Here is a 25,553-nt window from a genome sequence, read left to right on the forward strand (position 1 = left end):
CCCAAGGCTAGTCGACGCTCGGGTCGTCCCCGCGCGTGACCCGGTCCCAGTCGGAGTCGACGCGCTCGCCGCGCGCGCCGCCGACCTCCGTGGTGCCGTCACCGGTCGAACGCTCGTACTTCCCCCCGAGTGCGCCCCACCGGCCACCGCCGCGGACAGCACCGCCCGCGGCGACGAGGAGCAGCACCGCGCCGACGACGGCGACCCACGGCCAGACGTTGGCCGATCCGGTCGCCTCGAGGGTGCCCGTCGTGCCCGAGCCCTCGGCCGCGACGGTCCCGAGCACCTCCGGCGCGCTGAGGACGGCCCGCACCGAGAGGGCGATGACCCCGGCCCCGACCCCGACCATGGCCAGGATGCTGACCCACCGGGCGATCCGCCCGGAGGTCGCCGCGGCGACGGCGGCCGCCATCGCGACCAGCGCCAGCCCGGCCAGCCCCGGAGCGGCGTCGGTTCCGACCGCCGTGGCCTGCGCGGGACCGGCGACACCGTCGACGGTCCCGGTGATCCACACGGCCCGCCCAGCCGCCAGCATGATGATCCCGGCGGCGATCGCGAGCAGCACCACGACGGGCTTGCGCGTCAGCATGCTCATCGGGTCGACCTGCGGACGGGACGCATCGCACGGGCGGCGGCGACCGCGGCCAGGGCCGAGCCGGCCTTGTGCACCGTCTCCTCCTGCTCCAGCACCGGGACGGAGTCCGCGACGATCCCGGCGCCGGCCTGCACGTGCGCGACGCCGTCCTTGATCAGGGCGGTGCGGATGGCGATCGCCATGTCCATGTCACCGTGGAAGTCGAGGTAGCCGACCACTCCGCCGTAGACGCCCCGTCGACTGCGCTCGTACTTCTCGATCAGCTGGAGCGCCCGGGGCTTCGGCGCCCCGGACAGGGTCCCGGCGGGGAAGGTGGCGACGAGGACGTCGAAGGCCGACACCCCCTTCGCCATCTCGCCGACGAGGGTGGACTCGAGGTGGATCACGTGGCTGTAGCGGCGCAGGTTCATGAACTCGACGCAGTCGACGGTGCCCGCGGCGCACACCTTCTGCAGGTCGTTGCGGCCCAGGTCGACGAGCATGACGTGCTCGGAGCGCTCCTTGGGGTCGCCGATGAGGTCCTCCTCGAGCCGGAGGTCCTGCTCGGGCGTCTTCCCGCGGGGGCGGGTCCCGGCGATCGGATGGGTGATCGCCCGTCGTCCGGTCACCTTCACCAGCGCCTCGGGCGAGGAGCCGACGACGTCGTAGGTGGACCCGTCCGGGTGCGGCAGCCGCACGAAGTACATGTACGGGCTCGGGTTGGAGCGCCGCAGCGCCCGGTAGACGTCGAGCCCGTCGACGGGGCACGGGGTGGAGAAGCGCTGCGAGAGGACGACCTGGAAGACCTCACCGGCCCGGATGTCCTCCTTGGCCTCCTCGACGATCTCCTCGAAGCGCTCGACGCTGACGTCGCTCTCGACCTCGGTGCGGGCACGCGCCGCCACCTCGTGGTCGACCGTCGCGACGGTGCTCTCCGCCGGCTCCGCGAGACGCTCGGCCATCGCGTCGATACGGGCCACCGCGTCCCGCCAGGCCTCCTCGACGCGCTGGTCGGTGTCGTCGTAGTTGATCGCGTTGGCCACGAGCAGCAGCGAGCCGTCGCTGTGGTCGAGCACGGCCACGTCCGTGGCAAGCACCAGACCGAGCTCCGGGATCCCGAGGACGTCGGGCAGCTCGCTGGGGACCTTCTCCCACCGGCGGACCGCGTCGTAGGAGACCGCGCCGACCATCCCGCTGGTGAAGGGTGGCAGGCCGTCGACGGGGTCGGTGGAGAGAGCCTCGAGGGTGGCGCGCAGGGCGGCGGTCGGATCACCGTCGGTCGGGACCCCGACGGGCGGCTCGCCGATCCAGTGGGCCCGACCGTCCTGCTCGGTGAGCGTCGCGCGGCTCTGCGCACCGACGATCGACCAGCGCGACCACACCCCACCGTGCTCGGCCGACTCGAGCAGGAAGGTCCCCGGCGCGCCGCCACCGAGCTTGCGGTAGACGCCGACCGGTGTCTCGCCGTCGGCGATGAGTCGGCGCACGACCGGCACCACCCGCCGGTCACGGGCGAGGACGGTGAAGGCGTCCAGGTCGGGCCAGGTCCGGCCCGGGGCGAGGTCGGGGATCTCGGTGCGGGGCGCACTCATGGCCGCTCTCCCGGGTCCGCCCCGAGATCTCCCGCGTCGAAGCAGGTGCGCCGGCCCGTGTGGCAGGCAGCGCCGACCTGGTCGACGCGGACGAGGAGTGCGTCACCGTCGCAGTCGAGGGCGACCGATCGGACGTGCTGCGTGTGGCCCGAGGTGTCGCCCTTGCGCCAGTACTCCTGGCGGCTGCGGGACCAGAAGGTCACCCGGCCGGACGTCAGTGTGCGGTGCAGCGCCTCGTCGTCCATCCATCCGAGCATCAGCACCTCACCGGTGTCGTGCTGCTGGATGATGGCCGCGACGAGTCCGGCGGAGTCACGGGTCAGGCGCGCCGCGACCTCGGCGGGCAGGGGCGAGGAAGGGGTGGACACGCCTGCCATTCTGCACTCCGGCGCCGGCCGCCGCCGAGCCGCCCACCGCGATGTCAGCCGGGTCTCGAATAGGCCACGGACGCCCCGGCGGCGCCGTCCGTCCAGACGGCGGGGTTACCCTTCGACGTCATACGACCTGTCTCCCGACCCCGGAGTACCGATGATCCGCCATGCCAGCATCGAGCGAGCCGCCCTGTGCGACACCTTCCTCGAGGTCGGGCCCGATGCGCCCACGCTCTGCGGTGACTGGACCAGCGGAGACCTGCTCGCCCACCTCCTCGTGCGTGAGGGCCGCCCCGATGCCTCCGCGGGCATCTACGTCCCCGCCCTGGCGGGCCGGGCCGAGAAGGCCATGGCCCGCCTGCGGGCCGAGCACGACCACGAGGCGCTCGTCGAGCGACTGCGCCAGGGCCCACCGGCGTGGCACCCGACGCGCGTCGCCGCGGTGGACGAGAAGGTCAACCTCGTGGAGTTCTTCGTCCACCACGAGGACGTCCTGCGGGCAGGTCTCGGCGCGCCCCGGCGCTCGTTGAGCGCCGAGCACATCGCGGCCCTGGGGGACCAGCTCGCGGTGATGGGCAGGATGCTCTTCCGCCGCACGCGTGGGGTCCGGGTCGAGCTCGTCACCGCCAAGCGCCACACGCGGATCGGCTCCGGTGACGGACCGGTGGTCCAGATCCACGGGCGTCCGGGCGAGATCCTGCTGTTCGGCTTCGGCCGGCGGGACGTCGCCGAGGTCGAGCTGATCGGCCCACCGGAGGCCGTCGAGACGGTCCGGACGACCGACTACGGCCTCTAGGCGCTGTCCTCCCGGTCACCGGCGTCACCGCGCCGGACGGGGTGGCCCGCGGCGGCCAGGGCGTCCTTGACCGCCCCGATCGTCACCTCGCCGAAGTGGAAGATGCTCGCCGCGAGCACGGCATCGGCTCCGGCGTCGACCGCCGGCGGGAAGTGCTCCGCGGTCCCCGCTCCCCCGCTGGCGACCACCGGGATGGTGACCTCGGGACGGACCGCGGCGATCAGCTCGAGGTCGAAGCCGGCCTTCGTGCCGTCCGCGTCCATCGAGTTCAGGAGGATCTCACCGGCGCCGAGCTCGGCGGCCCGGGCACACCACTCGACCGCATCGATCCCCGTGCCGCGGCGACCCCCGTGGGTCGTCACCTCGAACCCCTCCCCGAGGGAGCCGTCCGCGGCGCGGCGGCGACGCACGTCTGCGGAGAGGACGAGCACCTGGGCGCCGAACCGGTCGGCGACCTCGCTGATCAGCTCGGGGCGGGCGATCGCGGCGGTGTTGACGCCGACCTTGTCCGCGCCGCAGCGCAGCAGACGGTCCACGTCCTCGACGGTGCGCACGCCTCCGCCGACGGTCAACGGGATGAAGACCTCCTCGGCGGTGCGGGTGACCACGTCGTAGGTGGTCGACCGGTCGCCGCTGCTGGCGGTGACGTCGAGGAAGGTCAGCTCGTCCGCCCCCTCCCGGCCGTACCGGCGGGCGAGCTCGACCGGGTCGCCGGCATCGCGGAGGTTCTCGAAGTTGACGCCCTTGACGACCCGTCCGGCGTCGACGTCGAGGCAGGGGATGACACGTACGGCGAGGGACACGCTGGCAGCCTACCCAGCCTCGGCGCGGGCTACGCTTCGCCCCGATGCAGCCCGTGACCCGGATCCTCGCCCACGCCGCCGACGCGCCCCCGTCCTGCGGGGCCGTGCGCGTCATCGGCATCGACGGGCGCAGCGGATCGGGCAAGACCTCACTCGGCCGGCAGGTCGCCGCGCGGTGGTCGGCCCCGTTGGTCTCGATGGACGAGATCTACCCGGGCTGGGACGGCCTGGCCGACGCGGTCGGCATCCTCGTGCAGCACGTCCTCCTCCCCGTGTCCGAGGGCCGGGGTGCGGTCGTGCCCACGTGGGACTGGACCGCCCACGCGCCCGGCCCCCGTCGGGAGCTGGCCGTGGGGGGACGGCTCGTGGTCGAGGGCTGCGGCAGCACCGTGGGCGCGGCCTCGCCCCTGGTGGGCACCCGCGTCTGGCTCGACGGTCCGGCACCCGTGCGTCGGGCGCGCGCGATCGAGCGCGACGGCGAGGTCTTCGAGCAGCACTGGGACATGTGGGCCCGGCAGGAGGCGGCGCTCTTCGGCCGGGACGGCACCCGTGAGCGTGCCCATCTCCTCTTCGACACCGGTGCGTAGCCGGCCGGGCGGAGGGGGCTCAGCGCCCCACGAGGTCGGCCAGCTGCTGCGCGGCCTCGAGGGAGCGCGGTCCGTCGGCCCGCTGGATGGCCATGACGGCCATCTCCGTGCCGTCGGCGAGATCGAGCCGCACCCACGGCATGCCCTGCGAGAAGCGCACCGCGACGATGTCCTCCCACGGCACGTGCTCCCCGGGCCCGAGGTTGCGCACCCACAGCCCGTCGGCGTCCGGCCGGGCGTGGATCGTGGCGTAGCGGTGCATGAAGGCAGCGGTCGCCACACCGATCCCGGCACTGGTGAACCGGTCCATGGGGCCGTAGCGCTCGGGCAGGAGGACGGCCAGCGCGAGGGCCCCGACGAGGATCGCCACCCCGATGACGATGGGCACGATGCGTCCCCGGACGGGACGGAAGGTCGGCGCGGACGAACGGTCCATCTCCGTCACAGGCGGCACGCCGAGATCTCCGTGACGAGGATCGCCCGTGCCCCGAGGTCGTACAGCTCGTCCATGATCCGGTTGGTCTGCCCGCGCGGGACCATGGAGCGCACCGCGCACCACGTCTCGTCGTGCAGGGTGCTGACGGTCGGCGACTCCAGCCCGGGAGTCAGCTCCACCGCCCGGGAGACGAGGTCGGCCGGGCAGTCGTAGTCGAGCAGCACGTACTCCCGGGCCGTGACGACGCCCTTGATGCGCCGGTGCAGCACGTCGATCCCGACCTCGCTGGCGTCGGACCGCCGGATGAGCACGGCCTCGCTGCGCAGGATCGGCTCGCCGAAGACCTCCAGTCCCTGCTGCCGCAGGGTGGTGCCGGTCTCGACGACGTCGGCGATGGCGTCGGCGACCCCGAGGGTGATCGCGGTCTCGACCGCTCCGTCCAGGCGCACGACCTCGGTGGAGATCCCCTTCGCCGCGAGGTGGTCGCGCACGAGGCCCGCGTAGGAGGTGGCCACCCGGCGACCGTCGAGGTCGGCCGCGGTGCTGGCCTCACCGGGACGGCCGGCGAAACGGAAGGTCGACCCGGCGAAGCCCAGGCCCATGACCTCGGTCGCGGCCGAGCCGGAGTCGAGGAGCAGGTCACGCCCGGTGATCCCGGCATCGACCTGCCCCTTGCCGACGTAGAGGGCGACGTCACGGGGGCGCAGGTAGAAGAACTCGACGTCGTTGTCGGGGTCGGCGACGACGAGCTCCTTGCTGTCGCGACGGACCCGGTAGCCCGCCTCGCGGAGCATCTCCACGGCGGGTTCGGACAGGGAGCCCTTGTTGGGCACGGCGATACGCACGTCGGTCCTCTCAGAGGTGGGTGTAGACGTCGTCGGGGGTCAGGCCACCGTCGATCATCAGCACCTGCAGGTGGTAGAGGAGCTGGCTGATCTCCTCGGCCAGCTCCTCCTTGCTCTCGTACTCCGCGGCCATCCACACCTCGGCGGCCTCCTCGACGATCTTCTTGCCGATCGCGTGGGTGCCGGCGTCGAGCTGGGCGACGGTGCCCGAGCCCTCGGGCCGCTCGGCGGCCTTCTGGGTGAGTTCGGCGAAGAGGGTCTCGAAGGTCTTCACAACGGGCCAGCCTAGTTGGCGCCGGCCGGTGCCGACGCCACGGGTTCACCGTCCGGACGCGGATGCGGCTCGCGCGCCGTCGGGGGACGTCAGTGGGCGTGGCGCTGCGCGAGCTCCCGCAGCTCGTCGACCGCGCCCGCGGCGTCGTCCGCCCCGTAGACGGCCGACCCGGCGACGAAGACGTCGGCCCCGGCCTCGGCGCACTGCTCGATGGTCCTCGCCGAGACCCCGCCGTCGACCTGGACCCAGATGTCGCCACCGTGCTTGCGCACGGCCCGACGCACCTGCTCGACCTTGGGCATCTGGTCGGCCATGAACGACTGCCCGCCGAAGCCGGGCTCGACCGTCATGACGAGCACCATGTCCAGCTCGGGCAGCAGCTCCTCGTAGGCGGCGAAGGGGGTGTCCGGCTTGAGCGCCATGGACGCCCGGGCGCCCTGCGCGCGGATGTCGCGGGCCAGGGTCACCGGGTCCTTCGCGGCCTCGATGTGGAAGGTGACCGACTTCGCCCCGGCCTCGGCGTAGGGCGGGGCCCACCGGTCGGGGTCGTCGATCATCAGGTGGCAGTCGATGGGGATCGGGCTCACCCGCAGCAGCGACTCGACGATCGGCAGGCCGAGGGTCAGGTTGGGCACGAAGTGGGCGTCCATGACGTCCACGTGCGCCCAGTCGGCGTTGCTGATCGCCGCCAGCTCGGACTCGAGGTTGGCGAAGTCGGCGGACAGGATGCTCGGGGAGATCTGCACGGGGGTGTCCTTGGTCGAGGGGGGCCGGGGTCAGGGCTTCTTGCGCAGCAGGGCGAGGAACATCCCGTCCGTGCCGTGGATGTGGGGCCACATCTGGGCGTGGGGGCCGTCCCCGAGGTCGGTGAGGTCGCCCGTCGCGACCTGGTCGAGCAGCTCGCGGGCATCGATCTGCTCCACGTCGTCGCGCTTCTTGAGCACGTCGCGCACGACGAAGGTCGTCTCGGACAGGTGCGGGCTGCACGTCGCGTAGGCGATGACACCGCCGGGGCGGGTGGCCTCGATCGCGGAGACGAGCAGCTCCCGCTGCAGCGGACCGAGGCCGACGAGGTCGCTCGGCTTGCGCCGCCAGCGCGCCTCCGGACGACGACGCAGGGCCCCGAGGCCGGTGCACGGTGCGTCGACGAGCACGCGGTCGTACCGCTCCGGCTCGTCGGCACCGAGCTCACGACCGTCGCCGGTGCGGACCTCGAGTCGGCGACCGGCGGCCTCGGCCGCCTCCAGTGCCGGGCGCAGGGTCTGGCGCACCAGCTCGGTTCGGTGGTCACTGATCTCGTTGGCCACGAGGTCGGCCCCCTGCTCGAGCGCCCTGGCCGCGAGCAGCCCGGCCTTGCCGCCGGGGCCGGCGCACAGGTCCAACCACCGCTCGGGCACGTCCTCGTCCCGATCGGCGAGCGGCACGGCCGCGAGCGCGAGGGCGAGCAGCTGGCTCCCTTCGTCCTGCACCGCGGCGCGTCCGTCGCGGACCGCCTCGATGGCGCCGGGGTCTCCCCCGTCGAGCTCGGCGGCGAAGGGGGACCATCGCCCGGCGTGGGCCCCGGCCGCGAGGAGCTCGTCGACCTCGGCGAGACCCGGGCGGGCGACGAGCGAGACCGGCGCGGGGACGTTGTGCGCGGCCAGCAGCTCCGCGACGGCCTCGTCGGCCGTCTCCGGGGTGGCCGCGCCGTGGCCGATGAGCGCCTGGCGCAGGGCCTTGACGATCCACACCGGGTGCGAGTGCTCGATCGCCAGGCGCTCGGCGAGCGGCTCGGCGGGCACGACCCGCTGACGCCACTCCTCCGGGGTGCTCTCGGAGACGCGCCGCATGACCGCGTTGACCAGACCCGCTGCACCCGGCCCGGCCACCGTGCGGGCGAGCCCGACGGCCTGGTCGGCGGCGGCGTGGTCCGGCACCCGCATGGCGAGCACCTGGTGGACCCCCATCCGGAGGACGTCGAGGACCCCTCCGTCGAGCCGGCTGGTCGGGCGCCCGGTCGCCTCGACGATGATCGCGTCGTAGAAGCCCTGCATCCGCAGGGTCCCGTACGTCAGCTCGGTGGCGAAGGCGGCGTCCCGGTCGTCCAGCCGCGCGTGCCGCAGCGCCCTCGGGAGCTCGAGGTTGGCGTAGGCGCCGTCGCCGACGGCGCGGAGGACGGCGTGGGCGGTGCTGCGTGCCGGGCTCCCCCGGCGGGAGCGTTGCGCGGGCGCGGTCCGCGACTTGCGGCGGGGGCCCTTCCGCTGTCCGTCGGTGCTCATGCCTGCTCCTCGCCCAGTCGTTCGTCGGTGGCCACCCGCACGCCCCGCGCCCAGTCCGCCGCGGGCATCGGCTTCTTGCCCAGGGGGACGACCTCGCCCAGTCGCACGGCCCGGTCCGCCGTGCCGACCAGGACCTCGCGCTTGCGCGCCTCGATCCGACCCGCTGGCAGCCTCTCCTCGGTGATCGTCACGGGGCCGAGCTTGAGCCGCTCGCCACGGAAGGTCGTCCACGCGCCGGGCGCGGGCGTGCACCCACGGATGTGCCGGTCGACGGCCATCGCGGGGTGGGCCAGGTCGACCCGTGCGTCGTCGACGGTCAGCTTCGCGGCGTGGCTGACGCCCTCCGTCGGCTGGGGCCGCGGCTCGAGGTCGCCCGTGGCCACGCCGTCCATCGTCGCCAGCAGGAGTGGGGCGCCCGCGTCGGCGAGCCGGTCGAGGAGAGCCCCGGCCGTGTCGTCGGGGCGGATCCGCTCGGTCATGGTGCCGAGGACCGGACCGGTGTCGAGACCCGCCTCGATCAGGAAGGTGCTGGCGCCCGTGATCTCGTCGCCGGCGATGATCGCCCGCTGGACCGGGGCGGCGCCGCGCCAGGCCGGGAGCAGCGAGAAGTGGAGGTTGACCCACCCGTGCGTCGGGATGTCCAGGACCTCCCGGGGAAGGAGCGCGCCGTAGGCGACGACCGGGCAGCAGTCCGGTGCCAGGGCGGTCAGCTCGGCCACGAAGTCCGGGTCCCGGGGGCTGGCCGGCGTCAGGACCGGCAGGCCCAGCTCCTGCGCCACGGTCTTCACCGGCGAGGGCTCGAGGCGACGCCCCCGACCCACCCGCGCGTCGGGTCGGGTGACCACGGCGACCACCTCGTGGTCGGAGTCGGACAGGGCCCGGAGGGAGGGGACGGCGACCTGCGGGGTCCCGGCAAAGATCAGTCGCACGGGGGCGATTCTAGGCGCCGCACGGCCGGGCACCGTCGCGGCCCGCGCCGTCACGCGCCCGGGGCGTCACAGCGCCCCGAGGTGACCGACCTTCACCGACGTGAGCGTCTCCGCCTTGTGGGCGCTCTCCCCGGCCCGCAGGTCCTTCAGCGCAGCGGCGACGAGCGGGCCGTCGCCGAAGGGCGCCTTGATGACCAGCCGTCGTCGGTCCTCGGCGCCGGCGACCGGTAGCGGTCCGAGGACCTGTGCCTCGTGCGCCACCGACCGCACCGCGTGCTCCACGGGCTCGACCCGCTTGCGGTGCGCGATGACCTCGGCGGTCCAGGTGGTCGGGGGCAGCGAGAGCTCCGCGCGCTCGGCCAGCTCGCGGGCCGCGAACCACTGCGGGTCCCACCGCACGAGCGCCTCGACCGGTGGGATGGTCACGTGGCTCGGGGCGCCGCACAGCACGACCACTCCCCCGTCGGCCCACGACCGGCACAACCCGGCGGCGGCGAACCACCGGCGCACCGCCTCCTCCGCCGCCCGCAGGTCCGGCCGGTCCAGGCTCGCCCAGGCATCCAGCAGGAGGACCGCCGCGTAGCCCCCGTCGGCCACCGGCTCGGCGCCGGGTGTGGCGACGACGATCGCCGCCTCCGCCCCGACGCTCGCGTGCACCTCGCCCCCACCGGAGGTGATGACCCTGGTCCCCGGGAAGGACCGACCGATCTCCTCGGCGGTGCGACGGGCCCCGATGACGCCGGCACGCAACCGGTCACCGTCGCAGTGCGGGCAGGTGAATCGGCCGGGTGCGCGACCGCACCAGCCGCACTCGGGCGGTCTGTCCGGCGACGGCAGCGCCAGCGGGCCACGACACTCCGGGCACCGTGCCGGCGCACGGCACGACGCGCACGACATGGCCGGCAGGTACCCGCGGCGGGGCACCTGGATGAGGACCGGTCCCTGCGAGAGGGCCGACGAGGCGGCGCGGTGGGCCGATGAGGGGATGTGCGCCCGCGCACCCGGGCCGTCCCGCTCCTCGTCCAGGCCCTCCCCGGCGACGAGCACCCGCGGCGCGTCACGACGCGAGGTGGAGCCCCCGACGAGGTGGACCCGGCCGGTGTCGACGAGGGCGGCCACGTCGGTGGACATCGTCAGGCCCGCGACGAGCACGGCCGCGTCCTCGACGTCCGCACGCGTGAGGAGCACCTGGCGCACGTGCGCGTACGGGGCGCGCGGCTCGACGTGCAGGTCGTCCCCGTCGTCCCACCACGCGACGAGCCCGAGGTCGTGCACCGGTGCGTAGGCGGCGGCCCGGGTGCCGACGACGACGCGCACGTGCCCACGCAGGACCTTCAGCCACGCGGTGTAGCGCGCCTGCGGGCCCTGGTCGGCGGTCAGCCGCACGTGCCGGTCCGGCCCGAGTGCCTCGATCAGCGCCTCGTCGACACGGTCCACGTCCCGCTGGTCGGGGACGACGATGACCGCGCCCCGGCCAGAGGCCAGTGCCGCACGCGCGGCCTGGGCGAGGGCCACCGGCCAGTCCGACGTGGCCGGCCGGGAGGGTGCGGCCACCCATGCGGCGCCGGGCGACTCCCCCGCGGCCACCCGTGACCACCACGCGGCGCCGGCCCGGTAGTCCGCCCACACCTGCGGCGTCGTGGTCTCCGGCACCTGGCGTGGCTCCTCCCCGTCCGCAGGGGCGTCCCGGGGCAGCGCCTTCTCGGCGCGGGCATGGCGGGGCGGGATCGCCAGCCGCAGGACGTCCCCGGTCGTGGCCGCCTGGTGGGCCGCCAGACGGCGGGCCAGCTCCAGCACCGGGGGCGTGAGCACCGGCTCGTCGGAGACGACCGTGCGGATGGGGGCCAGACGGCCGGTGTGCTCGGCCGCGTCGGACCGCTCGAGGACGTACCCGGGACGGTCGCGACCGGCGAAGCGCACCTTGACCCGCACACCCGGCTGGGCGGCCTCGGCGAGCTCCTCCGGCACCAGGTACTCGAAGGGCCGGTCGAGATGGACCAGCCCCGTGTCGACGAGGACCCGGGCGACGGGGGTGGACAGGAGCACGGGGACAACGTAACCGGGTGGGGTGTCAGCCGACGGCCCGCTCCGCCCGGCGGCGGGTCAGCCGCGAACGGCTGCCCGCAGTGCCTCGACCTTCGTCGTCTGCTCCCACGGGAAGGCGTTGTCGTAGCCGGCGGCCGAGGTCCGCCCGAAGTGGCCGTAGGCAGCCGTCGGCGCGTAGATCGGACGCAGCAGGTCCAGCTCCTCGACGATCGCCAGCGGTCGCAGGTCGAAGACGGACGTCACGGCCTGCTGGATCGAGTCGACCGGGGCGGTCTCCGTGCCGAAGGTCTCGATGTAGAGGCCCACCGGCTGGGCGGCGCCGATGGCATAGGCGACCTGGACCTCGCACCGATCGGCCAACCCGGCGGCGACGATGTTCTTGGCGACCCACCGGGTGGCGTACGCGGCGGAGCGGTCGACCTTCGAGGGGTCCTTGCCGGAGAAGGCGCCACCACCGTGGCGGGCCATGCCGCCGTACGTGTCGACGATGATCTTGCGTCCCGTCAGTCCTGCGTCCCCCATGGGGCCACCGATGACGAACTTGCCGGTGGGGTTGATCAGGGTGCGGTAGTCGGAGGTGTCCAACCGCACGCCCGAGTCCTTCAGCTCGGCCATCACGGGGTCGAAGACCGTCGCCATGATGTCGGCCGGGAGCTGGCGCTCGTGGTCGACCTGCGCGGAGTGCTGGGTCGAGAGCACGACGGTGTCCAGCCGTACGGGGCTGTCCCCGTCGTAGTCGATGGTCACCTGGGTCTTTCCGTCGGGACGCAGGTAGTCCAGCACCCCGTCCTTGCGGACCTCGGTGAGTCGCTGCGAGAGGCGGTGCGCGAGGTAGATCGGCAGCGGCATGAGATCGGGAGTGTCCCGGCAGGCGTACCCGAACATCAGGCCCTGGTCGCCGGCGCCCTGCTTGTCCTTGGGATCGATGCCCCCGGTGCGGCTCTCGTACGCGGTGTCCACGCCCTGGGCGATGTCGGGGCTCTGCGCCCCGATGGAGACCGACACCCCGCAGGTGCGGCCGTCGAAGCCCTTCTCCGAGGAGTCGTAGCCGACGTGGTCGGCGATGACCGAGCGCACCAGGTGGGGGATCTCGACGTAGGCCTCGGTGGTGACCTCCCCGGCGATGTGGACCAGTCCGGTCGTCACCATCGTCTCGACGGCGACGCGGCTGTGCGGGTCGGCGTCGAGCATGGCGTCGAGGATCGAGTCCGAGATCTGGTCGCAGATCTTGTCGGGGTGACCTTCGGTCACCGACTCGGAGGTGAAGAGACGTCCGGACACGCAGAACTCCCGGGTTCGACTGACCGGACGGGGACAACCGACCGGTAGGGCGTCGTCAGTCTAGGACCCGCGGTCGTCAGGGACGGAGGGAGCCCACGACGACGTCCCAGATCCCGTCGGAGACGATCCGCTTGCTCGCGGGCCCGATGTCGACCGTCTCGTCGCTGCCGCGGGTCAGGACGTGGACCGTGGTGTCGTCGGCCCCGAAGGTCACGCCCTCACCCACCTCGTTGACGACGAGCAGGTCGCAGCCCTTGCGGGCGAGCTTGTCCCGGCCGTGCGCGAGCACCGAGCCGGTCGCGTCGCCCGTCTCCGCGGCGAAGCCCACGAGCAGGGGTGTGGTGGCCTCGCCGCGCCTCGAGACCAGGCCAGCGAGGATGTCCGGGTTGCGCACGAGGTCGATGGTCGGAGCGGCGTCCGGGTCGGCGGGGTCGTGGGACTTCTTGATCTTGGCCGGTGCGTAGTCGGCCGGGCGGAAGTCGGCGACGGCCGCGACCATGACGACGACGTCGTGGTCGGCGGCACGCGCATCCATCTCCGCCTGCAGCTCCAGCGCGGTCTGCACGGGGACGACGTCGATGCCCGGCGCGACCGGCAGCCCGAGGTTGGCCGCGACGAGCGTCACCCGGGCGCCGCGTGCGGCAGCGGCCTCGGCCACGGCGAGGCCCTGCTTGCCGGAGGAACGGTTGCCCAGGTACCGCACGGGATCGAGCGGCTCGCGGGTCCCCCCGGTGCTCACGAGCACCGCGCGGCCGGTCAGGTCACCCTCCTGCGGTTGCGCACCGCTGCCCGGTCCGCCGACCGCGGCCATCGCCGCGGCGTGGATGTCCTCGGGCTCGGGGAGACGTCCGGGGCCGATGTCGGCACCGGTCAACCGCCCCGAGTCCGGGTCGATCACGGTGACTCCGCGCCCGCGCAGGGTCGCGACGTTGGCGCGCGTGGCGGCGTGCTCCCACATCTCGGTGTGCATGGCGGGAGCCAGCACCACGGGGCAGCGAGCGGTGAGCAGGACGTTCGTCAGGAGGTCACCGGCCAGACCGTGCGCAGCCTTGGCCAGCAGGTCCGCGGTCGTCGGCGCGACGACGACGAGGTCGGCCTCCTGCCCGATGCGGACGTGGGGCACGTCGGTGATGTTGCTCCAGACGTCGGTCTGGACCGACCGGCCCGAGAGCGCCTCCCAGGTCGGCGCGCCGACGAAGCGCAGCGCCGCCTCGGTGGGCACGACGGTCACCTCGTGCCCGTCCTCGCTGAAGAGGCGCAGCAGGAGTGCCGCCTTGTAGGCCGCGATACCGCCACCCACGCCGAGGACGATGCGCACGTAGGTGGCCTCAGACCTCGTCGGTCGCCGGGATGTCCACGATCGACTCGACCGACGCCTCGGCGGGCTTGCTCGCCTCCTTGGTCAGGAGCCCCTCGTCGATCTCGCGCAGCGCGATCGACAGCGGCTTCTCGTGGACCTGTGCGTCCACAAGCGGCCCGATGTACTCGAGCAGGCCCTCCTGCAGCTGCGAGTAGTAGGCGTTGATCTGGCGGGCCCGCTTGGCCCCGTAGATCACGAGGGCGTACTTGCTGTCCGCCCGCTCGAGGAGGTCGTCGATCGGCGGGTTGGTGATGCCGATGGGGTTTGCCTTGGTACCGGACACGTCGAGGTGGTCCTTCGTCGTCGGGGTCAGGGGGATCTCATCAATGATACGAGTTCCTCGGCGGCACGACGAATGTCGTCGTTGACGACCACGTGGTCGAACTCGTGCTGGGCCGCCATCTCGACCTTCGCGGTGTCCAGGCGAACGGCTCTCTCCTCGGCCGTCTCGGTGCCGCGGCCCTCGAGCCTGCCGACGAGCTCCTCCCACGAGGGGGGCGCCAGGAAGACGAATCGGGCGTGCGGCATCGAGGCGCGCACCTGCCGGGCTCCCTGCAGGTCGATCTCGAGCAGCGGGAGCTTGCCCTCGGCCAGCGCCTGCTCCACCGGACCCCGCGGCGTGCCGTAGGAGGCCCGTCCGTGGACGACGGCCCACTCGAGCATGTCGCCCTGCCCGACCTTGGTGGCGAAGTCCTCACCGGAGATGAAGTGGTAGTGCACCCCGTCCACCTCGCCGGGGCGCGGCGGTCTCGTGGTCGCCGAGACCGAGAGCCACACCTCGGGGTGGTGCTCACGGATCCAGGCGGCGACGGTGCCCTTGCCGACGGCGGTCGGGCCCGCGAGGACGGTCAGACGCGCGGTCACGAGCGCTCGAACCACTCGACGAGGGCCCGTGCCTGGTGCGGTCCGAGTCCGCGGACGCGCCGCGACCGGGCGATGCGGAGCTGATCCATGATCCGGCCTGCCTTGACGTCCCCGATGCCCGGCATCGACTCGAGGAGCTCGAGGACCCTGAGCTTGGCGATCGCCGGGTCGTGGGCACCATCGGCGAGGACGTCACCGATGGTGGCACTCCCCTCCTTGAGCCGACGCTTGACGACGGCTCGCTCCTGACGCGCGCTCGTCGCCCTGGCCAGGGCGTGGGCGCGCTGCTGCGGGCTCAACGTGGGGACGGGCACGGGCACTCCGGGGTCGACCGACAGGGGTGCGGTCACCATACTCAGACCCCGGTGATGCGAGCGACCTCGCCGGCGACGGCGCGGGCACGCTCGCGCAGGGCGGTCACGTCGGGCCCCGCCCGCAGGACGTCCCTGCTGCTGCTGGCGAGGACCTGGGGCAGCGCGCCGGCGAAGACCGAGCGCACGTCCTCGGCGGTCGCCCCCTGGGCGCCGAGCCCGGGGGCGAGGACCGGCCCGGCCATGCCCGGCAGGTCGACCTCCAGGTCGGCCACGGCGGAGCCGACGGTGGCCCCGACGACGAGGCCGATGCTCCCGAGCCGGCCCGCGGCGCGGTCGTCGGCGTTGTCGCGTGCCGCGCCCTCGGCGACGGCGCCCGCGACCGATCGTCCGTCGGGGAGGCGGGCGTGCTGGACGTCGGCCCCCTCGGGGTTGGACGTCAGGGCGAGGACGAAGACCCCGCGGCCGGTGGCGTGCGCGAGGTCGATCGCCGGGCGCAGGGAGCCGTAGCCGAGGTACGGGCTCAGGGTGATCGCGTCCGCGGCGGCCGGCGCGTCCGCGCCGAGGAAGGCCTCGCCGTAGGCGTCGACCGTGGTGCCGATGTCGCCGCGCTTGACGTCGAGGACGGTGAGGGTGCCGGCCGAGCGCAGCTCGGCGAGCGCGCGCTCGAGGACCGCGACCCCCTTCGCCCCGAAGACCTCGAAGAAGGCCGACTGGGGCTTGACGGCGGCAACCGCGCCGCCGAAGGCCTCCACGCAGGTCATCGTGAACCGCTCCAGGCCGGCGAGGTCGTAGGTCAGCCCCCAGGACTCGACGAGCCCGCGGTGCGGGTCGATGCCCGCGCACAGCGGACCGTGCTCGGCCATCGCGGCCTGCAGACGGACGCCGAAGGGGGTGGTGTCGGTGATCATGCCGTGGACCTCACGCGGTGAACCTCTCGTGGGCGATGCCGACGACGTCGGCGAGGCGGTCGAAGCCGTGGTCGGCGACGAGCCGTTCCAGCTCGACACCGACGCGGTGGGGGGCCGTCGGGTCGTTGAAGGCGGCGGTCCCGACCTGGACGGCGCTGGCGCCGGCCGCGACGAGCTCCAGCGCGTCCCTGCCGTGACGCACTCCCCCGGCGCCGACGATGGGAGCCGTCCGGATCCGGCCCTCCCGCATGGCACCGGCCACCTGCCAGATGGCCCGCACCGCCATCGGGCGGATCGCCGGACCGGACAGACCGCCGGTCGCCGCCGCGAGGTGCGGGCGCAGCCGGTCGGTGTCGATGGCCACACCGAGCGTGGTGTTGATCATCGTCAGGCCGTGGGCGCCGGCCCGGAGGACGACATCGGCGATCTCCACGATGTCCGTGACGTCGGGGCTGAGCTTGGCCAGCATCGGCAGACCGCGCGGGACCTCCTCGCGCACGAGCGTGAGCACCTTGTGGGCACCGCCCGGGTCGCAGGCGAAGACCAGGCCCCGGTTGGCGACGTTGGGGCAGGAGATGTTGACCTCGATCGCCGCGACGGCACTCGCGTACCGGCTGCGCACGACCGCCCGGGCGACCCGGGCGAACTCCGAGGCGGTGCCGCCCGCGATGGACACGACGACCCTGGCCCCGATCGAGTGCAACCAGGCGAGGTCCTTCTCGACGAACGCGGTCACACCCGGACCCTGGAGCCCGATCGAGTTGAGCATGCCCGAGGGGGTCTCGGCCATGCGGGGGGTGCCCCGCCCGGAGACGGGGTCGAGCTTGACCGACTTCGTCACGAAGGCACCCAGCTGCGTGATGTCGATGAAGCGGTGCATCTCGCGACCGTTGGCGGCGCACCCGCTCGCGGTCATCATCGGGCCCGGCAGGCGCACACCCGCGAGGTCGACCGACATGTCGACGGGGCCCGTGGTGGTCGGCGTCCCCATCAGCGCACCGCCCTCGGGGCGCCGACGGCGTCCTCGGGGACGCGGCAGTACCCGTCCTCGAAGGCCTCCCACCGCACCCGGTCACCGCGCAGGACGGGGCCGTCGAGACAGCTGCGCACCATCGTGGTGGTGCCGTCCTCGCCGCGGACCGGCATCACGCACGTCATGCAGATCCCGACGCCGCAGGCCATGGCCTCCTCGACGGCGACCTGCGCGACGATGCCGTGGTCGTCGGCGATGGCGCTGAGGGAGCGCAGCATCCCCATCGGCCCGCAGCCGTAGACCACGCCCGCACCCGTGCGGGTGACCAGGTCGGGCACGACGTCCGAGACCCATCCCCGGACCCCGGCGGAGCCGTCGTCGGTGGTCACGGTGACCCCGTCAGCGACCCGCCGCGCCCCCACGACACCGAAGAGGCGGTCCGCGGAGGCGGCGCCGAGGACCATCTCGACCGGGCACCCGCGCTCGCGCAGCTGCTCCGCGAGCCAGAAGAGGGGTGCCGAGCCGTACCCGCCGCCGACGAGGACGCAGGGCACGGGCTGCGACGGCAGCGGGAACCCCCGCCCGAGCGGACCGATGACACCGACGCTCTCCCCCGGTTCCAGCGCGGTGAGGGCGCGGGTGCCGGCGCCGTGCGCCGCGACGACGATCTCGGTGGTGCCGCCGTAGGTCCCCGCGGGGGAGACCTTGTGGATGGAGAAGCTGCGACGCAGCAGCATCGAGCTCGTCCCGTCCCCCACGGACAGGGCGACGAACTGCCCCGGGCGGGCCAGCTCGGCCAGGCCGGGGGTGACGAGCGTGAGGTGGCGGTAGGCGCCGGCGGCGACGTTGCCGAGCACCTCGGCCTCGACCTGGACCACCCCGGCGCCCTCCCGGGCGGCGATGGTCCGCGTCACCGGTGCGCCCCGTACAGGTCGAGGTCGCGCGCGTGCTCCTGCAGCGGCTTGACGTCCAGCTCGCCGTTGATCCGGGACTCGATGGCCTGGACGGCGGCACCGAGCTGCTGGACGGTCGTGACGATCGGCTTGTCCATCGCCGTCGTCGCCGCGCGGATGGCGTAACCGTCCGCCCGGGCGTGCTGACCGGAGGGGGTGTTGAAGACGACGTCGATCTCACCGGCGAGGATCCGGTCGACGACGCTCACCTCCCCCTCGGCGCGCTCGGAGTGCTTGGTGGCGACCTCGCACTCGATCGCGTTGCGCCGCAGGACGTCGGCGGTGCCCTGCGTGGCGAGGATGCGGAAGCCGAGGTCGCTGAGGACCTTGATCGGGAAGATCATCGCCCGCTTGTCGCGATTCGCGACGGAGACGAAGACCGTCCCCGAGGTCGGCAGTCCGGTCGAGAGCGTCCCCAGCTGGCTCTTGGCGAAGGCGGCACCGAAGTCAGCGTCGATCCCCATGACCTCGCCGGTCGAGCGCATCTCCGGGCCGAGGAGGGAGTCGACGACCTCACCCTCCGCGGTGCGGAAGCGCTTGAACGGCAGTACCGCCTCCTTGACCGACATCGGCGCGTGGGTCGGCATGGACCCTCCGTCGAGCTCGTGCGGCAGCATGCCCTCCGCCCGCAGCTCCTCGACGGTGGCCCCGAGCATGACCCGTGCCGCCGCCTTGGCGATCGGCACCCCGGTCGCCTTCGCGACGAAGGGGACGGTGCGTGAGGCCCGCGGGTTGGCCTCCAGGACGTAGAGGACGTCCTGCGCGAGGGCGAACTGCACGTTCATCAGGCCACGGACCCCGATGCCCTCGGCGAGCGCGAGCGTCGCCTCGCGCACGCGCTGCAGCTCGCCCGAGCCGAGGGTCGCCGGCGGGAGGGTGCAGCTGGAGTCACCGGAGTGGATCCCGGCCTCCTCGATGTGCTCCATGATCCCGCCGAGGTACATCTCGGTTCCGTCGTAGAGCGCGTCGACGTCGATCTCGATCGCGTCGTCGAGGAACCGGTCGACGAGGATCGGGTGCTCCGGCGAGGCGACGGCGGCGCGGGTGACGTACTCGCTGAGCGTCGTGTCGTCGTAGACGATCTCCATCCCGCGGCCACCGAGGACGTAGGAGGGGCGCACGAGGACGGGGTACCCGATCTCCCGGGCGATCTCCACGGCCTCCTCGGCGCTGAAGGCCGTCCCGTGCTTGGGGGCGTTCAGCCCGGCCTCGTGGAGGACCCGGCCGAAGTGACCCCGGTCCTCGGCGAGGTCGATGGCCTCCGGAGAGGTGCCGACGATCGGCACCCCGGCCGCCTTGAGGTCCTTCGCCAGACCCAGCGGCGTCTGGCCGCCGAGCTGGACGATGACCCCGGCGACGGGGCCGGCCTGGCTCTCGACGTGGATGACCTCGAGGACGTCCTCGAGCGTCAGGGGTTCGAAGTACAGGCGACTGCTCGTGTCGTAATCCGTGGAGACGGTCTCCGGGTTGCAGTTGACCATGACCGTGTCGTAGCCCGCGTCCTGCAGCGCGAAGCTCGCGTGGACGCAGGAGTAGTCGAACTCGACGCCCTGGCCGATCCGGTTCGGTCCGGAACCGAGGATGATCACCGCCGGCCGCTCGCGCGGCGCGACCTCGCTCTCCTCGTCGTAGGAGCTGTAGTGGTAGGGCGTGAGGGCGGCGAACTCGGCGGCGCAGGTGTCGACGGTCTTGTACACCGGGCGCACCCCGAGGGCGTGCCGCACCCCCCGTACGACCGACTCCTCCATCCGGCGCAGCCGGGCGATCTGGGCGTCGGAGAAGCCGTGGCGCTTGGCCAGGGCCAGCTGCTGGGGGTCCAGCTCGTCGGCGTCGTGGACCTGCTGGGCCAGGTCGTTGATCAGCGCCATCTGGTCCAGGAACCACGGGTCGATCTTCGTCGCCTCGTGCACCTCCTCGACGGTGATGCGGGCCCGCATCGCCTGCTGCACCTGGACGATCCGGCCGTCGGTGGGGACCTTCGACAGCTCGAGCAGTGCGCGCGCCTCCTCGACGGTCGGCTCCTCGCCGTCCCAGTGGAACGCCGAGCCGGTGCGCTCGACGGAGCGCAGCGCCTTCTGCAGCGCCTCGGTGAAGTTGCGGCCGATGGCCATCGCCTCGCCGACCGACTTCATCGTCGTCGTGAGCGTCGGGTCCGCCGCCGGGAACTTCTCGAAGGCGAAGCGCGGGACCTTGACGACGACGTAGTCCAGGGCCGGCTCGAAGCTCGCCGGGGTCTCCCGGGTGATGTCGTTGGGGACCTCGTCGAGGGTGTAGCCGATCGCCATCTTCGCCGCGATCTTCGCGATCGGGAATCCCGTGGCCTTCGACGCCAGGGCGGAGGAGCGGGAGACGCGGGGGTTCATCTCGATGACGATCATCCGCCCGTCGGCCGGGTTGATCGCGAACTGGATGTTGCACCCGCCGGTCTCGACACCCACCTCGCGGATGACGGCGATGCCGACGTCGCGCATCCGCTGGTACTCGCGGTCGGTGAGGGTCAACGCCGGCGCCACGGTGATCGAGTCACCGGTGTGCACGCCCATGGGGTCGAGGTTCTCGATCGAGCACACGACGACGACGTTGTCGACGTTGTCCCTCATCACCTCCAGCTCGTACTCCTTCCAGCCGAGGATCGACTCCTCGAGGAGAACCTCGGTGGTCGGGCTGGCCTGCAGGCCGGCGCCGGCCATGCGCCGCAGGTCATCCTCGTCGTAGGCGAAGCCGGAGCCGAGGCCGCCCATGGTGAAGGAGGGGCGCACGACGACCGGGTAGCCGAGCTCCTCGGCGGCCGCGAGGGTCTTGTCCAGCGCATAACGGACCTCCTCACCGGGCGTCGAGCCGGCCGGTGCGTCGTCGGCGTTGCAGATGATCGAGCGGGCCGACTCGGCCCCGCAGCGCTCGACGACGCCCTTGAACCGCTGGCGGTCCTCGCCGAGCTGGATCGCCTCGACGCTGGCACCGATGAGCGGGCAGTCGTACTTCTCGAGCACTCCCGCGTCGTGCAGGGCGATCGCGGTGTTGAGCGCGGTCTGCCCGCCGAGGGTGGCCAGCACGGCGTCGGGACGCTCGCGGGCGATGATCTTCTCGACCACCTCGGGGGTGATCGGCTCGATGTAGGTGGCGTCCGCGAACTCGGGGTCGGTCATGATCGTCGCGGGGTTGGAGTTGACCAGGACGACCCGGATCCCCTCCTCCCGCAGGACGCGGCACGCCTGGGTGCCGGAGTAGTCGAACTCGCAGGCCTGGCCGATGACGATCGGGCCGGAGCCGATGACGAGGACGGACTGGATGTCGTCACGCTTGGGCATCAGGCCTGGTTCTCCTTGGTGGTCGTGGTGCCGGCGGTCTCGAGCAGGTCGACGAACCGGTCGAACAGGTAGGCGGCGTCGTGCGGGCCGGCCGCCGCCTCGGGGTGGTACTGGACGGAGAAGCCGAGCAGTCGGCCGGCCCCTCCTGTGCCGTCCGGCTCCCGCAGCTCCAGCCCCTCGACGACGTCGTCGTTGAGGCAGACGTGGCTCACGCTCGCCGTGCCGAAGGGGGTGGAGGTCGCCTCCTCGAGGGGGGCCTCGACGGCGAAGCCGTGGTTGTGGGCGGTGACCTCGACCTTGCCGGTCGAGCGGTCGAGCACCGGCTGGTTGATGCCGCGGTGCCCGTACTTCAGCTTGTAGGTGCCAAAGCCCAGTGCCCTGCCGAAGAGCTGGTTGCCGAAGCAGATCCCGAAGTACGGCAGACCCTCGCGCAGGGCCTCCCGGAGCAGCTCGACCTGCTGCCCGGCGGTGGCGGGGTCGCCCGGGCCGTTGGAGAAGAAGAGCCCGTCCGGAGCGATCGCCCGCACATCGGCGATCGTCGAGGTGGCCGGCAGGACGTGGACCTCGATCCCGCGCTCGGCGAGGCGGACCGGGGTCATCGTCTTGATCCCGAGGTCGACGGCGGCGACGGTGAAGCGCTTCTCCCCCTTCGCCTCGACGACGTAGGGCTCGCGCGTGCTCACCTCGTCGGCGAGCGCGGACCCGCTCATCTCGGGCGAGGAGCGGACCCGCTCGAGCAGACTCCCCTCGTCGAGGAGGGCGTCACCGGAGAAGATGCCGACGCGCATCGCCCCGCGCTCGCGCAGGTGGCGCGTCAGCGCCCGCGTGTCGATGCCGCCGATGCCGACGACGCCCTGGTCGGTCAGGGCGCTCTCGAGGCTGCGGCGCGAGCGCCAGCTGCTCGGCCGGATCGCGGGGTCGCGGACGACGTACCCGCTCACCTGGATGCGGCCGGACTCGTCGTCCTCGTCGTTCCAGCCGGTGTTGCCGACGTGCGGGGAGGTCATGACGACGACCTGGTTGCGGTAGCTGGGGTCGGTGAGGGTCTCCTGGTAACCGGTCATGCCGGTGTTGAAGACGGCCTCGCCGACCGTCTCGCCGACGGCGCCGTAGGCGCTGCCCGAGAAGGTCCGGCCGTCCTCGAGGACGAGGAGGGCGGGCTGGGTGGCTGAGTTCGTGCTCATGGGCGAACCTCTCCGTCGGCTGCCGTGATGCGGCCGTTCAAGATCGTCGTGCGGACGCGTCCGGTGAGGGTGCGCCCGGCGAAGGGGGTGTTGCGGGACAGGGACAGCGAGGTACCGGGGTCGACGGTGACCTCGGCACGGGGATCGACGAGGACGAGGTTGGCGGGCGACCCCGGGCGGATGGCCTGCCCGTGCCCGTCCAGCCCCGCGATGCGGGCAGGGGTGGTGGACATCCGCTCGGTCAGCGTTGCCCAGTCCATGCGGCCGGAGGCGACCATCACGTCGTGCACGACGGAGAAGGCCGTCTCCAGCCCGATCATCCCGAAGGCCGCGTCGGGGAAGGCGTGCTCCTTGTCGTGCCGGGCGTGCGGTGCGTGGTCGGTGGCGACCGCGTCGATGGTCCCGTCGGCGAGCGCCGCACGCAGGGCGTCGACGTCCTCCTGGGGCCGCAGCGGCGGGTTGACCTTGTAGACCGGGTCGTAGCCGCGGAGCAGGTCCGTCGTCAGCAGCAGGTGGTGGGGGGTCACCTCCGCGGTGATCCGGGCCCCGCGCCGCTTGGCCCAGCGCACCGCCTCCACCCCCTCGGCGGTCGTGACGTGCGCGACGTGGACGCGGGAGCCGGTGTGCAGCGCGAGCTCCGCATCGCGCGCGATGATGCTCGACTCCGCCACCGCGGGCCACCCGGTCAGGCCGAGCCGTCCGCTGATCTCGCCCTCGTGGCAGCAGGCGTTCGGCCCGGCCAGCGAGGGGTCCTGGGCGTGCTGGGAGACCACACCGTCGAAGGCACGCACGTACTCCAGCGCGCGACGCATCACCCGGGAGTCGTGGACGCACCTGCCGTCGTCGGAGAAGACCCGCACCCGGGCGCGGGACCGGTGCATCAGGCCCAGCTCGGCCAGCTCGGCGCCCTCGAGCCCCTTGGTCACGGCACCGATCGGCTGCACGTCGACGAGACCCGCAGCGGTGCCGAGGTCGAGCACGTGCTCGGCGGCCTCACCGGTGTCGGTCACCGGCGTGGTGTTGGCCATCGCGAGGATCGCGGTGAACCCGCCGGCCGCGGCGGCGGCGGACCCGGAGCGCACCGTCTCGGCGTCCTCCCGTCCGGGCTGGCGCAGGTGGGTGTGCAGGTCGACGAAGCCGGGCAGCAGCACCAGCCCCTCGGCGTCGACGCGCTCGACGCCGGAGGTGGTGTCGGTGCCTCTCGCGCCGACGGTGGCGACGTGGCCGTCACGGACGAGGACGTCGGCCGGGTCGCCACCGAGGACGGCCGCGCCGGTGATCAGCAGCTCGCTCATGCGGCGCTCCCTTCGACGCTGCCGTCCGAGGCCAGGAGGTGGTACAGGACGCTCATGCGCACGGCGACCCCGGCGCTGACCTGGTCGAGCACGAGGCTGCTGGCCGCGTCCGCGGCGTCGGCCGCGATCTCCAGGCCGCGGTTCATCGGCCCGGGGTGGCAGATGACCGCCTCGGGGTTGCGCGCCGTCAGGGCGGTCAGCCGGTCGCGGGTCAGGCCGTAGCCGACCGTGTACTCACGCGGCGTGGGGAAGAAGCCGCCGGCCATCCGCTCGCGCTGGACGCGCAGCATCATCAGGGCGTCGACGCCCGAGTCGATGACCTCGTCGAGGTCGTCGGCGAGGGCGAAGCCGTCGGTCGCGGCCCAGGACGCGACCCCGCTCGGCATGAGCGTGGGTGGTGCGACCACGGTGACGTGCGCGCCGAGCCGCGGCAGGGCCAGCACGTTGGAGCGGAAGACCCGCGAGTGGGTGACGTCACCGACGATCGCGATCCGCTTGCCCTCCAGCGTGCCGAGGCGCCGCTCGAGGGTGTAGGCGTCCAGGAGCGCCTGGGTGGGGTGCTCGTGCGTGCCGTCACCGGCGTTGAGGACCGAGGTCGCCACCCCCGACTCGTCGAACCACCCGGCGACCTGGTGGGCGGCACCGGAGGCCTGGTGGCGCATGACGATCGCGTCCACGCCCATCGCGGCGATCGTGCGCACGGTGTCGCGCAGGGACTCGCCCTTGGAGGCGGAGGACCCCTTGCCGGTGATGTTGATCGTGTCGGCGCTCATCCACTTGCCGGCGATCTCGAAGGAGGAGCGCGTGCGGGTGGAGTCCTCGAAGAAGAGGTTGATCACCGTGCGCCCGCGCAGGGTCGGGATCTTCTTGACGGCACGGTGCTGCACGTCGTGCATCTCCGTCGCGGTGCTGAGCACGGAGCGAAGGGCGTCGTCGTCGAGGTCGGCCACCGACAGGAGGTGCTTGGTCATCGCTCGCCCCTCGAGATCGTCACCGAGTCCTCGACGTCGTCGTGCCCGGTCAGGCGCACCGTCACGCGCTCGGAGTGCGAGGTCGGGAGGTTCTTGCCGACGTGGTCGGCGCGGATGGGCAGCTCCCGGTGGCCGCGGTCGACGAGCACGGCCAGGCGCACGGAGCGCGGGCGACCGTAGTCGGCCAGGGCGTCGAGGGCGGCCCGCACGGTGCGGCCGGAGTAGAGCACGTCGTCGACGAGGACGACGACGCGGTCGTCGACCCCGGCCGAGGGGAAGTGCGTCTGGTGCGGGGTCTTCGTCGGGCGACCGCGCAGGTCGTCCCGGTACATCGTCACGTCGAGCGAGCCGACGGGCACCTCGCTGCCCTCGATCTCGGCGATGAGGTCGCCCAGACGACGGGCGAGCTCCACGCCGCGGCTGGGGATCCCCAGGAGGACGACGTTGCCGGCCCCCTTGTTGCGCTCGACGACCTCGTGAGCGATGCGGCGCAGCGCCCGGGAGATGTCACCGGCGCTGAGGACCTCGCGGTCTGCCGGGGGGTGGTCAGTGGCCTGCGGGGGCGGCGAGTCCGGACACATGGGTGTCGTAGACCTCCTTCTCTGCCTCACGGGACAGCGGTTAAAGGATG

Annotated in this window: 26 protein-coding genes; 2 read left to right on the forward strand and 24 right to left on the reverse strand. The window is 73.0% G+C overall.

Features of this window, described 5'->3' with window-relative positions; translation table 11 throughout:
• Positions 1–7: 7 nt before the first annotated feature.
• From O9K63_RS05410 to hisI, 3 genes are read right to left on the reverse strand one after another with little or no spacing between them, the layout of a single operon-like run.
• Positions 8–595 carry a Trp biosynthesis-associated membrane protein gene (locus O9K63_RS05410; protein WP_277241257.1) on the reverse strand — a complete coding sequence of 196 codons (588 nt, stop codon included), beginning with the start codon at positions 593–595 and terminating at the stop codon, positions 8–10.
• Positions 592–2,166: an anthranilate synthase component I gene (locus tag O9K63_RS05415; RefSeq protein ID WP_277241259.1), complete on the reverse strand. Its 1,575-nt coding sequence runs from the start codon at positions 2,164–2,166 to the stop codon at positions 592–594. The genes O9K63_RS05410 and O9K63_RS05415 overlap by 4 nt, the downstream gene beginning before the upstream one ends.
• The gene (gene hisI / locus O9K63_RS05420; RefSeq protein WP_277241261.1) at positions 2,163–2,543 is read right to left on the reverse strand and encodes a phosphoribosyl-AMP cyclohydrolase; all 381 of its coding nucleotides are present in this window, start codon (positions 2,541–2,543) and stop codon (positions 2,163–2,165) included. The genes O9K63_RS05415 and hisI overlap by 4 nt, the downstream gene beginning before the upstream one ends.
• Positions 2,544–2,694: 151 nt before the next feature.
• Here hisI and O9K63_RS05425 point away from each other — a divergent pair, with 151 nt between their 5' ends.
• Positions 2,695–3,333, forward strand: coding sequence for a TIGR03085 family metal-binding protein (locus O9K63_RS05425; protein ID WP_277241263.1), 639 nt, complete (start codon positions 2,695–2,697; stop codon positions 3,331–3,333).
• Here O9K63_RS05425 and hisF read toward each other — a convergent pair.
• A complete protein-coding gene (gene hisF / locus O9K63_RS05430; RefSeq protein WP_277241265.1) occupies positions 3,330–4,136 on the reverse strand; it encodes an imidazole glycerol phosphate synthase subunit HisF in 807 nt (268 codons plus the stop codon). The genes O9K63_RS05425 and hisF overlap by 4 nt on opposite strands.
• A 44-nt stretch (positions 4,137–4,180) precedes the next feature.
• On the opposite strand from hisF, the gene O9K63_RS05435 reads away from it, so the two are divergent.
• Positions 4,181–4,723 (forward strand): hypothetical protein, encoded by a 543-nt coding sequence (locus O9K63_RS05435; RefSeq protein WP_277241267.1) that lies wholly within the window; start codon positions 4,181–4,183, stop codon positions 4,721–4,723.
• Between the two features lie 19 nt (positions 4,724–4,742).
• On the opposite strand, the gene O9K63_RS05440 is transcribed toward O9K63_RS05435, so the two are convergent.
• The 20 genes from O9K63_RS05440 to pyrR form a co-directional block, all read right to left on the reverse strand.
• Positions 4,743–5,177: a PH domain-containing protein gene (locus O9K63_RS05440; RefSeq protein WP_277241269.1), complete on the reverse strand. Its 435-nt coding sequence runs from the start codon at positions 5,175–5,177 to the stop codon at positions 4,743–4,745.
• Positions 5,165–6,004, reverse strand: a complete 840-nt coding sequence (gene hisG / locus O9K63_RS05445; RefSeq protein ID WP_431190358.1) for an ATP phosphoribosyltransferase — start codon at positions 6,002–6,004, stop codon at positions 5,165–5,167. Before hisG ends, O9K63_RS05440 begins: the two co-directional genes overlap by 13 nt.
• A 10-nt stretch (positions 6,005–6,014) precedes the next feature.
• A complete protein-coding gene (locus O9K63_RS05450; protein ID WP_277241271.1) occupies positions 6,015–6,278 on the reverse strand; it encodes a phosphoribosyl-ATP diphosphatase in 264 nt (87 codons plus the stop codon).
• A gap of 89 nt (positions 6,279–6,367) precedes the next feature.
• On the reverse strand, positions 6,368–7,024 hold the full coding sequence (gene rpe, locus O9K63_RS05455) for a ribulose-phosphate 3-epimerase (protein WP_277241273.1): 657 nt from the start codon (positions 7,022–7,024) through the stop codon (positions 6,368–6,370).
• 30 nt (positions 7,025–7,054) lie between these two features.
• Complete coding sequence (locus tag O9K63_RS05460) at positions 7,055–8,536, reverse strand: RsmB/NOP family class I SAM-dependent RNA methyltransferase (protein WP_277241274.1); 1,482 nt, start codon at positions 8,534–8,536, stop codon at positions 7,055–7,057.
• Positions 8,533–9,465 (reverse strand): methionyl-tRNA formyltransferase, encoded by a 933-nt coding sequence (gene fmt / locus O9K63_RS05465; protein ID WP_277241276.1) that lies wholly within the window; start codon positions 9,463–9,465, stop codon positions 8,533–8,535. Before fmt ends, O9K63_RS05460 begins: the two co-directional genes overlap by 4 nt.
• A 66-nt stretch (positions 9,466–9,531) precedes the next feature.
• Positions 9,532–11,511 (reverse strand): primosome assembly protein PriA, encoded by a 1,980-nt coding sequence (locus O9K63_RS05470; RefSeq protein ID WP_277241277.1) that lies wholly within the window; start codon positions 11,509–11,511, stop codon positions 9,532–9,534.
• 57 nt (positions 11,512–11,568) lie between these two features.
• Complete coding sequence (gene metK, locus O9K63_RS05475; protein WP_277241280.1) at positions 11,569–12,792, reverse strand: methionine adenosyltransferase; 1,224 nt, start codon at positions 12,790–12,792, stop codon at positions 11,569–11,571.
• A gap of 76 nt (positions 12,793–12,868) precedes the next feature.
• A complete protein-coding gene (gene coaBC / locus O9K63_RS05480; protein ID WP_277241282.1) occupies positions 12,869–14,110 on the reverse strand; it encodes a bifunctional phosphopantothenoylcysteine decarboxylase/phosphopantothenate--cysteine ligase CoaBC in 1,242 nt (413 codons plus the stop codon).
• A 10-nt stretch (positions 14,111–14,120) separates the two neighbouring features.
• Complete coding sequence (gene rpoZ / locus O9K63_RS05485; RefSeq protein WP_277241283.1) at positions 14,121–14,435, reverse strand: DNA-directed RNA polymerase subunit omega; 315 nt, start codon at positions 14,433–14,435, stop codon at positions 14,121–14,123.
• A 26-nt stretch (positions 14,436–14,461) separates the two neighbouring features.
• The gene (gene gmk / locus O9K63_RS05490) at positions 14,462–15,016 is read right to left on the reverse strand and encodes a guanylate kinase (RefSeq protein WP_277241285.1); all 555 of its coding nucleotides are present in this window, start codon (positions 15,014–15,016) and stop codon (positions 14,462–14,464) included.
• On the reverse strand, positions 15,013–15,369 hold the full coding sequence (gene mihF, locus O9K63_RS05495) for an integration host factor, actinobacterial type (RefSeq protein ID WP_277241287.1): 357 nt from the start codon (positions 15,367–15,369) through the stop codon (positions 15,013–15,015). Before mihF ends, gmk begins: the two co-directional genes overlap by 4 nt.
• Before the next feature lie 2 nt (positions 15,370–15,371).
• Positions 15,372–16,238, reverse strand: coding sequence for an orotidine-5'-phosphate decarboxylase (gene pyrF / locus O9K63_RS05500; protein ID WP_277241289.1), 867 nt, complete (start codon positions 16,236–16,238; stop codon positions 15,372–15,374).
• 10 nt (positions 16,239–16,248) lie between these two features.
• Complete coding sequence (locus O9K63_RS05505; protein WP_277241291.1) at positions 16,249–17,229, reverse strand: dihydroorotate dehydrogenase; 981 nt, start codon at positions 17,227–17,229, stop codon at positions 16,249–16,251.
• Positions 17,229–18,125 carry a dihydroorotate dehydrogenase electron transfer subunit gene (locus O9K63_RS05510; protein ID WP_277241293.1) on the reverse strand — a complete coding sequence of 299 codons (897 nt, stop codon included), beginning with the start codon at positions 18,123–18,125 and terminating at the stop codon, positions 17,229–17,231. The genes O9K63_RS05505 and O9K63_RS05510 overlap by 1 nt, the downstream gene beginning before the upstream one ends.
• Positions 18,122–21,472: a carbamoyl-phosphate synthase large subunit gene (gene carB / locus O9K63_RS05515; RefSeq protein ID WP_277241294.1), complete on the reverse strand. Its 3,351-nt coding sequence runs from the start codon at positions 21,470–21,472 to the stop codon at positions 18,122–18,124. The genes O9K63_RS05510 and carB overlap by 4 nt, the downstream gene beginning before the upstream one ends.
• Positions 21,472–22,656, reverse strand: coding sequence for a glutamine-hydrolyzing carbamoyl-phosphate synthase small subunit (carA, locus tag O9K63_RS05520; RefSeq protein ID WP_277241296.1), 1,185 nt, complete (start codon positions 22,654–22,656; stop codon positions 21,472–21,474). Before carA ends, carB begins: the two co-directional genes overlap by 1 nt.
• Positions 22,653–23,951, reverse strand: coding sequence for a dihydroorotase (locus O9K63_RS05525; protein WP_277241298.1), 1,299 nt, complete (start codon positions 23,949–23,951; stop codon positions 22,653–22,655). The genes carA and O9K63_RS05525 overlap by 4 nt, the downstream gene beginning before the upstream one ends.
• Positions 23,948–24,922, reverse strand: a complete 975-nt coding sequence (locus tag O9K63_RS05530) for an aspartate carbamoyltransferase catalytic subunit (protein ID WP_277241299.1) — start codon at positions 24,920–24,922, stop codon at positions 23,948–23,950. The genes O9K63_RS05525 and O9K63_RS05530 overlap by 4 nt, the downstream gene beginning before the upstream one ends.
• On the reverse strand, positions 24,919–25,503 hold the full coding sequence (pyrR, locus tag O9K63_RS05535; protein WP_277241302.1) for a bifunctional pyr operon transcriptional regulator/uracil phosphoribosyltransferase PyrR: 585 nt from the start codon (positions 25,501–25,503) through the stop codon (positions 24,919–24,921). Before pyrR ends, O9K63_RS05530 begins: the two co-directional genes overlap by 4 nt.
• Between the last annotated feature and the right edge of the window lie 50 nt (positions 25,504–25,553).

The sequence above is a fragment of the Janibacter cremeus genome, assembly GCF_029395675.1.
GTDB classification, from domain to species: Bacteria; Actinomycetota; Actinomycetes; order Actinomycetales; family Dermatophilaceae; genus Janibacter; species Janibacter cremeus_A.